Source organism: Janthinobacterium salmonicoloratum (assembly GCF_051380845.1).
GTDB lineage: Bacteria > Pseudomonadota > Gammaproteobacteria > Burkholderiales > Burkholderiaceae_D > Janthinobacterium > Janthinobacterium lividum_F.
On the sequence record NZ_JBNYXV010000001.1, the window covers coordinates 2,278,529 to 2,291,958 of the forward strand.

Here is a 13,430-nt window from a genome sequence, read left to right on the forward strand (position 1 = left end):
ATGGCAAGCAAGTTGTTCACGAAGTTCGGCCTGCCCCTGGTGGGGCTGGCCTGTGCCTTGCTGCTGTGGTCCATGGGCGTGACGGCGCTGGAGAAATCCACGCCCATCGCCACTGCCTTTGCGCCGCTGCCCACGGCGCTGGCGTTCAAGGAAATACTGGGCGGTTCGGATATCTGGCTGCACGTGGTATTGAGCCTGCAAAGGGTGGCCGTGGGCCTGGGGCTGGCAATCGTCATCGGCGTGCCGCTGGGCGTGCTGGTGGCCATGTCGAAAAGCTTTTCCGGCGCGGCCATGCCGCTGTTCCAGCTGCTGCGCATGATTTCACCGCTGTCGTGGATGCCGATCGCCGTGATGGTGCTGGGTGTCGGTGACGCTCCCGTGTATTTCCTGCTGGCGTTTGCGGCCGTCTGGCCGATTTTACTCAATACGGCAGCCGGCGTGGCGCGGCTCGATCCGAACTGGCTACTGCTGGCGCGCAGCCTGTCGGCCACGCGCAGCGAGATCGTCTTCAAGGTGATTTTGCCTGGCATCACGGCCGACATCCTGACGGGCGTGCGCCTGGCCATCGGCATCATCTGGATCGTGCTGGTGCCGGCGGAAATGCTGGGCGTATCGGCAGGTCTCGGCTACTTCATCCTCGACACGCGCGACCGCCTCGCGTATTCGGAACTGATGGCCGCCATCGTGCTGATCGGCATACTCGGTTTCATCCTCGACTACCTGGCCCGCGCCGCGCATGCACGCTGGCTGCACGTGAAGAACTAAGCCAATGCGCTAGGCAGCCTTTTCCAGCGGCAGCGCGGCGGCCACCGCCGCCTGCGTTGCCGCTGCCAGTTCGCGGCGGTGCGCGTCCAGCGTCGCCACTGGCGCCAAACAGGTCAGGCGCGCCGTGATCGGCGGGCCGCTCAAGATTGCCACCATGCTTTGTGCAAAGCTCATCTCGCCGATGAAGTCGACGGCGTGATGCAACTCCCCCTTGTCATCCACATACACGAGCGCGAACGGCTGCACCGGCACTTGCGCGTCGATGGCCGCCTCGAACAGATTCGCGTGAAACGGCAGGATCTGTCCTTGCGCGGCGGTCGTACCTTCGGGGAAGAAAGCGATGCGCTCGCCCGCCGTCAATTTATCCACCAGGCCCTGGAAAATCAGGCGCAGGTCGCGCTTGCTGCCGCGCGAAATGAAGATGGTGCCGGCGCGTCCCGCCAGCCAGCCGAGGATCGGCCAGGCGCGGATTTCCGCCTTGGCGACGAAACGGCAGGGGTGGACGGCATTGATGACGAAGATGTCGAGCCACGAGACGTGGTTCGCCACCACCATCGCATGGTCGAGGGCCGGCACGCTGCCTGCCGGCTGCGCCACGTGCACGCCGCAGATGTCGAGCAGCTGCGTCGACCAGCGGCGGATGCGCCGGTTGCGCCCTTCCAGGTCCAGCCAGGGAAAGAGCACGGCGCTCTTGGCCATGCCGCAGCTCAGGTGAATGGCGATGCGCGCGAGGCGGTAGGTAAGCAGAAGTTTCAAATCACACCAACAAATAAACCAGAACCGAAATCCGGGAGCAGACAAGGGATGCCGGGGCAGCCTGCCCCGGTCCATGGATCTGATTTTTTAACGCTGAAACGCCACCTGTCCAGCCACGATGGTCGCCTTGACGATGCCGCTCAGTTCATAGCCGAGGAAAGGCGTGTGCTTGCCCTGGCTGGCCAGCGATGCCGACGACACGGTCCAGCGCGCAGCAGGATCGAAGACGCAGATGTCGGCCGCTTCGCCCACGGCCAGGCTGCCGGCTGGGATGCCGGCGACACGGGCCGCGTCGGACGTGACCTTGGCCACGGCGCGCGCCAGCGGACGGGCGCCCGCTTGCGGCTGCGCCAGCGCATAGTCGTCGGCCCATTTCAGGGCCAGCGACAGCAGCAGTTCCAGACCAGTGGCGCCCGGCGACGCTTCGCCGAAGGGCAGCAGTTTTTCATCATCGTCGACAGGCGTGTGGTCCGAGCACATGGCGTCGACCGTGCCGTCGAGCAGGCCGGCGCGGATCGCGTCGCGGTCGCGCTGGCTGCGGAACGGTGGCGTCACGCGCGCGTTCGGATCGAAAAAGCCGATGTCGGCGTCCGTCAAGTGCACATGGTGCACGCCCACGTCGCAGGTGACGGGCAAGCCTTCGGCTTTCGCCGCGCGTATCAGTTCCAGGCCCGCCGCCGACGAGATGCGGCACAGGTGCACGCGCGCACGGCTGGCGCGCATCAATTCAAAGATCGTGTGCAGGGCGATGGTTTCGGACATCACGGGCACGCCGGACAAGCCCAGGCGCGACGCCAGCGGACCGCTGTGGGCGATGCCGCCGCGGCCGATATGCGGATCCTGCGGGCGCAGCCAGACGGTGTAGCCGAAGGTGTTCGCGTACTGCATGGCGCGCAGCAGCACGGTGGTGTCTTCGATCGGCTCTTCCGCCTGCGCGAAGCCGATGCAACCTGCTTCCGTCAGCTCGGCCATCTCCGTCAGCGACTTGCCTTTCAAGCCCATGGTCAGTGCGCCCAACGGGTGCACGTGCGCCTTGTTCTGCGTCTTGGCCCGGTATTTCAGCATTTCCACCAGGCCTGGCTCGTCGAGCACGGGATCGGTGTCGGGCGGGCAGACCAGGCTCGTGACGCCGCCTTGCAGGGCTGCCTGCAATTCCGATTCCAAGGTCGCCTTGTATTCGTAGCCAGGCTCGCGCAGGCGCGCCGACAGGTCGACCAGGCCGGGGGAAACCACCAGGCCGGACGCGTCAAAGGTGGTGTCAGCGGTAAAACCGGCCGGGGCGCTGCCCACGGCCAGCACTTTACCGTCGGCGATAAACAGGTCTTGCAAGCCATCGATGCCGTTGGCAGGGTCGATCAGGTGGCCGTTCTTGATATGTAGTGTCGTCATGCTCGCTTACTCGTCCTTGGGCTATCAGCCCTGATTACCAGCCAAAATACTCATCACCGCCATGCGCACGGCGATACCGAACGTCACCTGCGGCAGGATCACCGCCTGCGGGCCATCGGCAACGGCCGAATCGATTTCCACGCCGCGGTTCATCGGGCCCGGATGCATGACGATGGCGTCCGGTTTCGCCAGCGCCAGGCGCTCGGGCGTCAAGCCATAGCTCTTGAAATATTCCTGCGCAGATGGCAGCAGCGCGCCGCTCATGCGTTCATTTTGCAGACGCAGCATGATGATCACGTCGACGCCTTTGAGACCTTCATCCATGTTGGTGAAGGTGCGCACGCCCATTTGCTCCAGGCCGCCAGGCAGCAGGGTGTGCGGGCCGATGGCGCGCACTTCCGGCACGCCCAGGGTGGTCAGCGCGTGGATGTCGGAACGGGCCACGCGGCTGTGCAGGATGTCGCCCACGATGGCCACCGTCAGGTTGGTGAAATCCTTCTTGTAATGGCGGATCGTGTACATGTCGAGCAAGCCCTGGGTCGGGTGCGCATGGCGACCGTCGCCCGCGTTGACCACGTGGACGTGTGGCTGCTTGGTGTCGATCAGGTGCTTGGCGATCAGATAGGGCGCGCCCGACTGCGCATGGCGCACGACGAACATATCGGCATGCATGGCCGACAGGTTGTCGATGGTATCGAGCAGGGACTCGCCCTTGCTGGCCGACGATGCCTGGATGTTCAGGTTGATGACGTCGGCCGACAGGCGTTTCGAGGCGATCTCGAAGGTGGTGCGGGTGCGCGTGGAGTTTTCAAAGAACAGGTTGAAAACGCTCTTGCCGCGCATCAGCGGGACCTTTTTCACATCGCGATCGGAGATGCCGACGAACGAGGAAGCGGTATCGAGGATGTGGTTGACGATAGACTTCGGCAAGCCTTCAATCGTCAGCAGATGTTGCAGTTCGCCGTGTTTATTCAGTTGCGGATTAAGCATGGTGGGTATCTATGGTGAGCGTGAATTTTCCATCGTCGGCTTGCTTCAGGACCAGGGCCTGGCCCGGCGGAACGGCAGTGAAGGCGGCCACGAAATCGGCGGCTACCGGCAACTGGCGTTCGCCGCGGTCGACCAGGGCGGCCAGCATGATCTTCGCCGGGCGGCCATAGTCGAACAATTCGTTGATGGCCGCGCGCGTGGTGCGGCCCGTGTACAGCACGTCGTCAACCAGCAGGATGGTGGCGCCGGCCACGTCAAAACTGATTTGCGTCGGCTTGACGTCGGCATGCAAGCCCTTCTGGGCGAAGTCGTCGCGATAGAACGAGACGTCGAGCACGCCCAGGCGGTCGAGCAGGTTCAGGTCGCGCGCCAGGCGTGCAGCCAGCCAGGCGCCGCCCGAATGGATGCCGACGATGGCCACGTTGGGGATGCCCGCCAGGCCGCTCTGCACCTGTTGCAGCAAGACCGCGTACAGGGCCTCGGCGTCGAGTTGGGAAGGATTCGTAGGATGCGGCATAGGGTTCTTGATCATTCAGGATTGGGGCTAAAGTCAGATTAATAATTCGCGTCGAAATACTGTTGCAGGATGATGGCGGCGGCGCGGTCGTCGATGACTTCACCGCGCTTGGCGGCGATGACGGCCGAGGAATAACGCTCGTCGACCAGTTCCACGGGCAGGTTGAAGCGGCCATGCACCTGGTTGGCGAAACGGCGGCAGCGCGCGCTCATTTCGTGTTCCGTGCCGTCCGGATGACTGGGCAAGCCCACCACGATGCGGCTCGCGCCCCACTCCTTGATCAGGCTATCGATGGCGGCAAACTTCGGCTCGTTCGCCGTGGCCGTGATCACGCTGAGCGGCTTGGCCTGGCAAATCATGGTATTGCCGATGGCCACGCCGATGCGTTTCAAGCCGAAATCGAAGGCGAGGATGGTGTCGATGGCGTCACCGCTCATGCGTGTCCGGCCTCGCTCGCCAACATGAGGGGATCGATGCCCAGCAACTTGATGGCCGCCACGTAGCGCTGCTCGATGGGGAAATCGAACAGGATGTCGGCCGAGGCGCCCACCGTCAGCCAGCCGTTGCGGCCGATCTCGTCTTCCAGCTGGCCCGGGCTCCAGCCCGAGTAGCCGATCGAGACCAGCATGCGCTCGGGACCATCGCCCTTGGCGACGGCTTCAAGCACGTCGATCGAGGTGGTAAACGCCACTTCATCGGTCACCGTCAGCGACGAGGAATAGCGCGCGCCCGGCGTATGCAGCACGAAGCCGCGGTCGTCCTGCACGGGGCCGCCGAACATGATCGGTTCATTGATGATGGGCGTGTCGCTGCCGGCCGCCAGTTTCAGGTCGATGCGGTCGAACAGCACTTCCATGGTCATGTCGGTGGGTTTGTTGATGACAACGCCCAGCACGCCGTTTTCATTATGTTCACACACGTAGACGACCGTGCCGCCAAAGATCGGATCTTGCATGGCCGGCATCGCAATCAGGAAATGGTTGGCCAGATTCAGGGTGGAGGAACCGGTCGCGGCCGGCTCTCCCACACCCTGCATCAAACGATGTCCTGGTAGAGTCTGCTCGATTTTACTCTTTTTCATACGCGATGCTCTCTCTGTGGGCTTGCTGGCAAGTCTCGCTTACCCCGCTATCGTACGCCTGGCACATCCTGCCGCGAATGTTGGGCGGCGAGAATCGTGTTGCCAAACGCTATTCTTGTTATGTTGTAAATTAATTATTTATTCGCTGCGCCATGCGGCGACATCCTGCACGCTTGACGACTTGTTCAATGACTTGTTCAATATCAAACATCGCTTTGCCTGCAGGCACATTTCAATGCCAATTGTAAAATTGATTGCAAAATCGCTGTCGCACATAAAGCAGCATGAACTTACCCGGTAGTTTACACTGAATTGCCGCGGCAGCGACGCCAATGGCACGACGTGAGCGGCCCTAAAGCCCTGTTGGCAGCAAAAAATAGCCTATCTTTGACCCTGAACACGCGAAATAATGACAATCAAGACTTCCCTGGTGTGGTTCCGGCGCGATCTGCGCGCATTTGACCATGCTGCACTGCATCACGCCCTGCGCCAGAGCCAGGCCGTGCATTGCGTTTTCGTATACGACACCGCCATCCTGGCAGCCCTGCCGCGCCGCGACCGGCGGGTCGATTTCATCCATGCCAGCGTGGCCGAGCTGGCCGGCGAGCTGCGCCAGCTCGGTGGCGACCTGATCGTGCTGCACGCGGACGCCGCCGAGGCCATCCCGCGCCTGGCTGCCGAATTGAACGCCGACGCCGTCTTTGCCAACCACGACTACGAGCCGCAAGCCATCGCGCGCGACGCCACCGTGGCCGCCGCGCTCACGCGCGATGCGCGCCTGTGGTTCAGCTTCAAGGACCAGGTGATCTTTGAAAAGGACGAGGTGCTGACGCTCTCGGCCAAGCCGTACACCGTCTACACGCCGTACAAGAATGCCTGGCTGAAGAAAATGCGTGCCGAACCCGCCTGCCTGGCGCCGTTCGCTATCGAGCCGCACGCGGCCAGCCTGGCACCGCCGCGCACCAGCACGCCGGAGCCCCTGCCCACCCTGGGCGAGCTGGGTTTCGAGGCCAGCAACCTGGCCGAGCTGGCCATTCCCACCGGCATGTCGGGCGCCAGCACACTGTTCGAAGATTTCCTGCCGCGCGTGGCCCGCTATGACGTGGCGCGCGATTTCCCCGCCTTGAAGGGGCCGTCCTACCTGTCCATGCATCTGCGCTTCGGTACCGTGTCGCTGCGCTACCTGGTGCGCACCATCGTCGACCTGATGGACCGGGGCGGCGGCGGCGATGGCGCGCCCGTGTGGCTGGCCGAACTGATCTGGCGCGATTTCTACGCCATGATTTTGTACCAGAACCCGCATGTAGAAGGCGGCGCCTTCAAACCGGCCTACGACGCCATCGCCTGGGAAACGGGGCCCGAGGCCGATGCCGCCTTTGCCGCCTGGTGCGAGGGGCGCACCGGCTATCCGCTGGTGGACGCGGCCATGGCACAGCTGAACCAGACCGGCTATATGCACAACCGCCTGCGCATGGTCACGGCCTGCTTTTTGATCAAGGATCTGGGCATCGACTGGCGCCGCGGCGAAGCGTATTTCGCGCTGCACCTGAACGACTTCGACCTGGCGTCGAACAACGGCGGCTGGCAATGGGCGTCGTCGTCGGGCTGCGACGCGCAGCCCTACTTCCGCATTTTCAATCCCATCACGCAGTCGGAAAAATTCGATGCCGGCGGGCGCTTCATCCGCCGCTACCTGCCGCAGCTGAAGGCGCTGGGCGACAAGGAAATCCACGCGCCCTGGCTGGTGCCGCGCATGCTGCTCGACCAAAAAAACATCGTGCTGGGACGCGACTATCCGGAACCGCTGGTGCAGCACGACGAGGCGCGCAAGGAAACCCTGGAGCGCTATGAAGTGGTCAAGGTGGTGAAGTAAGGCAGGCAGCGGCGAGGCCGGGTGCCGCCACTGCCGTCAGGTGGAATCAGGTGTGGTGAACTGCGTCCAGACCGACCGCCAGGCGCCGTGCGGAAGTTTCGCCTGCATGGAAAGGGAAAGTCCGCCCGTTCCCAGCGGCTCACCTGGCTGCCATGGAGCACTGTCCAGCTTATTGTCAATGCTCAGCGCCCGCGCCCTTCCCACGTCGACATTGATCATTTCCCTGGTGTCGTAGCCGACTTCCAGGATGGGATGCAGCACCCTCCCCACCCCTGTCAAATACATGGTATCGACATGGACATCGGGTTTGTCAAAACGCTCATACTGCCTCGTCGCGGCGGATGTGAATCCCTTGGCCATGGCGATGCCGATGGTGGCCGGGCCATCGCATCCCAGCAGCGCGGCGAGTGCCCAATAGTCATGATCGGCAGTGACCAGCCTGGCCAGGCAGCGCTCTATCCATGCTGACTCATCGGCCCTGAACGCATGCCAGTAGGGCTTCAGCGAGTTTTGGAGGTAGCCCACTTCGTGCAGCGCGCCGACGAGGTTGATTTGCCTGTCGATGGAGTCGATATCCTGCAACAGATGGGCGGCCGCCGCGGCGACCGCATGCTCACCTTTGCTTGTGGCTTTGTCTTCGAGTTTTTTCAGTTTGGCGTGAAGGCTCATTATTTTCCTGGGCGGTGATGCACGCCTGTTATGGTTGCTGATATGTTTCGGAGCCAGCCCCCGTCAGCAAACGCTGCACCTCCGCCAGCAATTCCTCTTCCTGGAACGGCTTGCCGAAATACGCATTCACGCCCAGCTCGAACGCATGCGCGCGGTGCTTGTCCGCGCTGCGCGAGGTGATCATGATGACGGGGATGGCGCGCGTCTTGTCATCGCTGCGCACATTGCGCGTCAAATCAAAACCATCCATGCGCGGCATTTCCACATCGACCAGCAGCAGGGCCGGCATGGCAGCCGGCTCCAGCGCATATAGCTGTTCCAGCGCATCGACGCCATCCTTGGCCAGCTGCACCTGGTAGCCTTCGCGCTCGAATAAACGCTGCATCACGCGGCGCACCGTCAGCGAATCATCGACCACCATCACGCGTACGGCTGGCACGGCCAGTGCGCTGGAAGCGGCATGCTGCACGCTGCTGGCCAGCGCATACTGCGACAACAATTCAGGATGATGCTCCAGGTGCTGCGCCAGCGCCACCGGGTTCAGGATCAGCACGATGTCGCCCGTACCCAGCACCGTAGCGCCGGCGATGCCGGGCATGCGCGCCAGTTGCGGGCCCACGTGCTTGACCACGACTTCGCGGTTGCCCACCACGTCATCGACCTGCAAGGCCAGCCTGTCATTGCCATTCCTCAGCAACAGCACGGGCGCATAGCGCTGCGTAGCCTGCGCCGCCGGCGTCTCGCCCAGCATGGCCGACAGGTGATGCAGCGCGAGCAACTGCCCGTGCGACTCGATGCGCCCGGCCGCCCGCACCTGCTCCAGCTGCTCGCCTTTCAGGTGCAGCACCTGCTCCACCAGCACCGATGGCAAGGCATACGTCTTGCCGTTGGCCGCCAGCAGCACCACTTGCGTGACGGCCAGGGTCAGCGGCAGGTGGATGGTGAAGCGCATGCCAAGGCCTGCCTGCGTCAGCGTTTCCACGCGCCCGCCCAGGGCCAGTGCTTCGGAGCGCACGATGTCCATGCCAAAACCGCGCCCTGCCAGTTCCGTCAGGCTGTCGGCTGTAGAAAAACCGGGCGTGAAAATCAGCTCGGCCGCCTGCGCGTCGGTCAAAGGCGCATCCGTCGTCACCAGGCCGGCGCCGTGCGCCTTGACGCGGATGCGTTCCAGGTCCAGCCCGGCGCCATCGTCAGAAAAGGCAATCGCCACTTCATTGCCCTGCTGGCTGACCTGCACCAGCAGCTCGCCCGTCTCGCTCTTGCCCCCTGCCAGGCGCGCATCGCGCGGCTCGACGCCGTGCACGATGGCGTTGCGCAGCAGGTGCTCGAAGGGCGCGGCCATGCGTTCAAGCACGCTGCGGTCGATTTCCACGCCACCGCCGCGGATGTCGAGATTGACCCGCTTGTCGACTTCCTTGGCGCTTTGCCGCGCCACGCGGAACAGGCGTTCGGCGATGCTGGCAAACGGCACCATGCGGATCTGCATCAGGTCGCGCTGCAGCTCGCGCGTCAGCCGCGCCTGCAGCACCAGGTCGTCCGTTACCGCATCGACGCTGTGGCTGAGGTTTTCGTGGAACGAGGCCACGTCGTTGACGCTTTCGGCCATCATGCGCGTGAGTTCCTGCAGGCGCGTAAAGCGGTCGAATTCGAGCGGATCGAATTCGCGCTCGCTGCCGACGGCCATGCGCGAGGCGATCTGCGATTCGGCCTGCATTTCCACTTCGCGCAACTGGCGCCGCAGGCGCGCCAAGTTGTCGGAAAACTCGGCTAGAGAAGCGCCCAGCACGCCCACCTCATTTTCCATCTTCGAGCGCGTGATCGACACTTCGCCGGCCTGGTTCACCAGGCGGTCGAGGATATCGGCGCGCACGCGCACCAGCGCCGCCTTCGGTTCGGCGGCCGGCGTGTCTTCCATGCCCGGCAAGGGCAGCAAGGGCTGCTGCAACTGCTCGAACAGGTGCAGCGCATGGTCGTAATGGGCCAGCAATTCCTCGAAGGCCTGCGGCGTGGCGGTACCCGCGTGCAGCATGTTTTCGATATGCGTCTCGATTTCATGCGCATGCTGGCCCAGGCGCATGGCGCCGGCCATGCGCGCGCTGCCCTTGACCGTATGCAGGGTGCGCAGCAGCATCTGCGCCTGGCCGCTGTCGTGCGGCTGCTGCTGCCAGCTGCGCAGCGCTTCACCGATCTGCGGCAACAGGTCGGTGCCCTCCTCCAGGAAGACGGACAATAAATCGAGGTCGAGTTCATCGCTGATGCCGGCGCTCGCTGCCAGCAGCGCGGCCGCGTCGGCCGGCATGATGGTGGGCGCCGGCGCTTCCGGCGCCGCATGCTCCAACGGCGGTGCGTGCTCAAAACCGGCGTCGAACAGGTCGTCGCTGGCGCCGCGGTCGTGTGCCTGCGCCTGCGTCGGCGCCGGTACCGGTGAATCAGCGGCAGCCGGCTGCAGCGCGTCGGCGACGATGCTCGCATACGTCGCCTCGAACAAGGTCTCGAGCTGCGGCGCAGGAATATCGGCCAATGCGTCGGCCGGCGCGTCGGCCAGCTGCTCGGCGGGCTGCGCCGGTGCGCCGACGATGCTGGCGTAAGCGGCCGCAAACAGGGCGTCGAGCCGGTCTTCCTGGCTCTCGCCAGGCGGCGCCGTCAGGGCGCGCCACAGGGTATTGAGCGCTTCGATCATGTCCGGCTGCGTTGGCGCCAGGTCGCCCAGCGCGAACGCCTGCAGCATTTGCGCTATGCGCTGCGTGGCCTGCTCCAGCACGTCGTGCTGCGCGGCGCGCAGGCCGGCCAGTGGCGGCACCACCGTCTCGATCACCGTCTCGAGCGCGTGCGCCAGGTCGCGCAGGGACTGGAAGCCGACCGTGCCCGACGTTCCCGCCAGCGTATGCACGGCTTGCAGCGCCTCCGCGCTGACGGCGCGCTGTTCATGGCGCCATTCGCCGAAATCGCGCGTCAGCACGCGCAGCAATTCATCCGTCTCGGCCAGGTAGATGTTGTACAAGGGAAGGCTGATGCGCAGTTCGCCCACATGCTTGAGGTTATCGTCAGGCGCTTCGTGGAGCGTGGGCGCAGTGGCGGAAGGAAAACCGATCACATTGCCATTGCTGGCCACCAGCGCGGCCGGGCGCGGCTTGCGCAGTTCGAACGGCCCGCCTTCGCGCACGCGCTCGGCCGCCGCCAGCAGCATGCCGGCCTCGCGCTCGCGCCCTGCGCCGCCTTCCAGTTCGGCCACCCATTCGCTGAGCTGGTACCAGCCGTAATTGAGCAAGGTAAACAGATCATCGCTGACGGGGCGCGCTTCGGCCAGCCAGGTATTCATGACGCGCTCGATGGCGCCGGCCGCTTCGGCAAACTGCGCCAGGCCAATCATGCGGCTGCTGCCTTTCAGGGTATGGAACGAGCGGCGCAGCATCGCCAGGTGGTCGCCGCTGGCGGCCTGCTCGCGCGGCAGGGCCAAGGTGGTGTCGATAAAGGCCAGCACTTCGCGCGCTTCGGCGGTGAAGATGTCGAGCATCTCGGCATCGACATCGGTGACTACCGGCGCGGCATCCATGCCGGCAGACGCGGCGGGCGCCAGGGCCTGGTCGAGCAATGGCACCGGCACGGCGCCGGCGGCGGCGACTTTTTCAAAGGGCAGAGCGCGGAAGGTGCCGGCGGTGGCATCGAAATGGAAACGCCCGCTGGCCGCCTGCGCGTTGCGGCCCAGCATATCGATAAAAAAGCCCAGCGCGCTGACGTTTTGCGCGATCTCGTCGAGCGCCTCGGCATGCGCCTCCGCATTGGCATCCGCATTGGCGTCACCGCCGGCCAGCTGCCGCACGGCCGCATCGACCTGCAGCACGGCAGCGCGCGCATCGTCCTGTCCCAGCCCGGCCAACTGCTGCTGCAATTGCTCCAGCACAGGCGCGACGCCATCGAGTCCCCCGGCCGCCCGCGAGGCATCCGCGTAATACGCATTGAGCACCTTTTCCACCTGGCGCAGGCCCGTCTTCATGTCCTCGGCCAGCGCGGCCACAGTCTGGCCCTGCTCGATCTGGCGCGACAACTCGCCCGCCGTGACGGGGGGCGGCGCTTCGCCGGCCAGCAGTGCCTGCAGGCGCGCGGCGATGGTTTCCGCATTGCCGGCGAAATCGTCGGGCAGGCGGCGCACCTGCTCCAGGCCCGTATCGGCAAACAGCAGCGCCATGCTGATTTCATTCTCCAGGGCCGCACTGCGCCCGCTGGCCACGGCTTGCCGCGCCACCGCCGCGCATTCGCGCAGCAGGCTGGCCAGGGCCGGCTGCTTCAGGGACTCCACATGGGCCGCCACGTCTTGCAGCGATGCGTCAAAATCCGTGCCCAGGGCTGGATCAAGGTCGGCTTGCACCAGGCGGCTCCAGGCGGCGCGCGCCTGCGCCAGGGCCGTGCGGGCGCCTTGCAAGGCATCCTGGTCGACCTGGCCGTAGCGCCGCGTTTCCACGTCGGCGGGTACCTGTCCCTCCAGCGCGAAGGCGGCGCGCAGCTGGCGTGCCTCCGGCGTCGGCTCGTGTGTCGCGGCGATGAAGAACAGGGCGTCGCGCAACATCGATTCGGGCAGGCTGGCCGTGCCCTGCGCCAGGCGGCGCAACTGCAGGTTGATCAGGCCGAACAACTGTTTGACGTTGAGCGTGCCCATGCCCTCGCCGCTGGCCGCCAGCCCTGCAAACGCCTGCATGGCGAACCAGAAGGTGCGCGCCGGCGCCTCCTGCTGCGCGTCGGCCACCAGGGTCAAGGTGGCGTGCAGGTCGCCCGCGTGCTGGCGCCGCGCCGCGTCATCCTGCGCCTTCAGGAAGGGCAGCAGGGATTTTTCAAAACGCCCGCGCCAGGCCGGATAATCGGCCGCCGGGGGCGACTCCGCCAGCGCGATGGCATGCCCTTCCAGCATCGACGAAGGCGGGAAAAACAGGTCGGCCGGGTGTATGCGCTCGGCGCCCAGCATGATTTGCAGGTCGCGGTAGTAGGGGAACAAACGCGTCGGCTGCGGCTGCGTGCCGGCCACCACGTCTTCCAGGTATTCGGTCAAGGCCTGATACAGTTCGGCGACGACTTGCGCATGGTCCAGCGTATATTCCAGGCTGCCGTCGCGAAAGCGCGCCAGCGCCTGTTCCGCGCCGTCCGTCAGCAGGCTTGCGCCGGCCACGTCCACCATCACCAGTGCGCCATGCGCCTGGTGCAGATGCGAGCGCGCATGCTGCAGGGCCGTGGCGCGTTCCTCGCGCTCGCGGCCACCCGCCTCGAACAGGGCCGTTTTCGAGCGGCCCAGCGCTTCGCGGATTTCCACCATCACCCACGACAAAGGTTCGCTGTCGAACGGCTTGGACTGCTGTGGACTATCAGGTGTGCTCATGCATGCCTCGGTAAAGAAATCGCCT

10 protein-coding genes are annotated in these 13,430 nt (G+C 64.8%); 2 read left to right on the forward strand and 8 right to left on the reverse strand.

The window, feature by feature from the left end; translation table 11 throughout:
* Window positions 1-765 (forward strand): ABC transporter permease, encoded by a 765-nt coding sequence (locus tag ACQ4WY_RS10565; protein WP_436503943.1) that lies wholly within the window; start codon window positions 1-3, stop codon window positions 763-765.
* A gap of 9 nt (window positions 766-774) precedes the next feature.
* On the opposite strand, the gene ACQ4WY_RS10570 is transcribed toward ACQ4WY_RS10565, so the two are convergent.
* The 6 genes from ACQ4WY_RS10570 to ACQ4WY_RS10595 all read right to left on the reverse strand — a co-directional run bounded on the left by ACQ4WY_RS10570 (window position 775) and on the right by ACQ4WY_RS10595 (window position 5,453).
* Complete coding sequence (locus ACQ4WY_RS10570; protein ID WP_436503944.1) at window positions 775-1,521, reverse strand: lysophospholipid acyltransferase family protein; 747 nt, start codon at window positions 1,519-1,521, stop codon at window positions 775-777.
* 87 nt (window positions 1,522-1,608) lie between these two features.
* A complete protein-coding gene (locus ACQ4WY_RS10575; RefSeq protein WP_436503945.1) occupies window positions 1,609-2,910 on the reverse strand; it encodes a dihydroorotase in 1,302 nt (433 codons plus the stop codon).
* 24 nt (window positions 2,911-2,934) lie between these two features.
* On the reverse strand, window positions 2,935-3,900 hold the full coding sequence (locus ACQ4WY_RS10580; RefSeq protein ID WP_034746695.1) for an aspartate carbamoyltransferase catalytic subunit: 966 nt from the start codon (window positions 3,898-3,900) through the stop codon (window positions 2,935-2,937).
* Window positions 3,893-4,417, reverse strand: a complete 525-nt coding sequence (gene pyrR / locus ACQ4WY_RS10585; RefSeq protein ID WP_436503947.1) for a bifunctional pyr operon transcriptional regulator/uracil phosphoribosyltransferase PyrR — start codon at window positions 4,415-4,417, stop codon at window positions 3,893-3,895. The genes ACQ4WY_RS10580 and pyrR overlap by 8 nt, the downstream gene beginning before the upstream one ends.
* Window positions 4,418-4,455: 38 nt before the next feature.
* Window positions 4,456-4,854, reverse strand: a complete 399-nt coding sequence (ruvX, locus tag ACQ4WY_RS10590) for a Holliday junction resolvase RuvX (RefSeq protein ID WP_223278885.1) — start codon at window positions 4,852-4,854, stop codon at window positions 4,456-4,458.
* A complete protein-coding gene (locus ACQ4WY_RS10595; RefSeq protein WP_034746689.1) occupies window positions 4,851-5,453 on the reverse strand; it encodes a YqgE/AlgH family protein in 603 nt (200 codons plus the stop codon). Before ACQ4WY_RS10595 ends, ruvX begins: the two co-directional genes overlap by 4 nt.
* 454 nt (window positions 5,454-5,907) lie before the next feature.
* Here ACQ4WY_RS10595 and ACQ4WY_RS10600 point away from each other — a divergent pair, with 454 nt between their 5' ends.
* On the forward strand, window positions 5,908-7,371 hold the full coding sequence (locus tag ACQ4WY_RS10600; protein ID WP_436503948.1) for a cryptochrome/photolyase family protein: 1,464 nt from the start codon (window positions 5,908-5,910) through the stop codon (window positions 7,369-7,371).
* A gap of 36 nt (window positions 7,372-7,407) precedes the next feature.
* On the opposite strand, the gene ACQ4WY_RS10605 is transcribed toward ACQ4WY_RS10600, so the two are convergent.
* Both ACQ4WY_RS10605 and ACQ4WY_RS10610 read right to left on the reverse strand, forming a co-directional pair.
* Entirely contained in the window at window positions 7,408-8,040 is a 633-nt protein-coding gene (locus tag ACQ4WY_RS10605; RefSeq protein ID WP_436503949.1) for a hypothetical protein, read from the reverse strand.
* 28 nt (window positions 8,041-8,068) lie between these two features.
* On the reverse strand, window positions 8,069-13,405 hold the full coding sequence (locus tag ACQ4WY_RS10610) for an Hpt domain-containing protein (protein ID WP_436503950.1): 5,337 nt from the start codon (window positions 13,403-13,405) through the stop codon (window positions 8,069-8,071).
* Between the last annotated feature and the right edge of the window lie 25 nt (window positions 13,406-13,430).

What these genes read in the sequence shown, in the direction of transcription:
- ACQ4WY_RS10565 (WP_436503943.1), top strand. Translation starts at nt 1, where the DNA reads ATGGCAAGCAAGTTGTTCACGAAGTTCGGCCTGCCCCTGGTGGGGCTG.
- ACQ4WY_RS10575 (WP_436503945.1), bottom strand. Translation starts at nt 2,910, where the DNA reads ATGACGACACTACATATCAAGAACGGCCACCTGATCGACCCTGCCAAC.
- ACQ4WY_RS10580 (WP_034746695.1), bottom strand. Translation starts at nt 3,900, where the DNA reads ATGCTTAATCCGCAACTGAATAAACACGGCGAACTGCAACATCTGCTG.
- pyrR (WP_436503947.1), bottom strand. Translation starts at nt 4,417, where the DNA reads ATGCCGCATCCTACGAATCCTTCCCAACTCGACGCCGAGGCCCTGTAC.
- ruvX (WP_223278885.1), bottom strand. Translation starts at nt 4,854, where the DNA reads ATGAGCGGTGACGCCATCGACACCATCCTCGCCTTCGATTTCGGCTTG.
- ACQ4WY_RS10595 (WP_034746689.1), bottom strand. Translation starts at nt 5,453, where the DNA reads ATGCAGGGTGTGGGAGAGCCGGCCGCGACCGGTTCCTCCACCCTGAAT.
- ACQ4WY_RS10600 (WP_436503948.1), top strand. Translation starts at nt 5,908, where the DNA reads ATGACAATCAAGACTTCCCTGGTGTGGTTCCGGCGCGATCTGCGCGCA.
- ACQ4WY_RS10605 (WP_436503949.1), bottom strand. Translation starts at nt 8,040, where the DNA reads ATGAGCCTTCACGCCAAACTGAAAAAACTCGAAGACAAAGCCACAAGC.
- ACQ4WY_RS10610 (WP_436503950.1), bottom strand. Translation starts at nt 13,405, where the DNA reads ATGAGCACACCTGATAGTCCACAGCAGTCCAAGCCGTTCGACAGCGAA.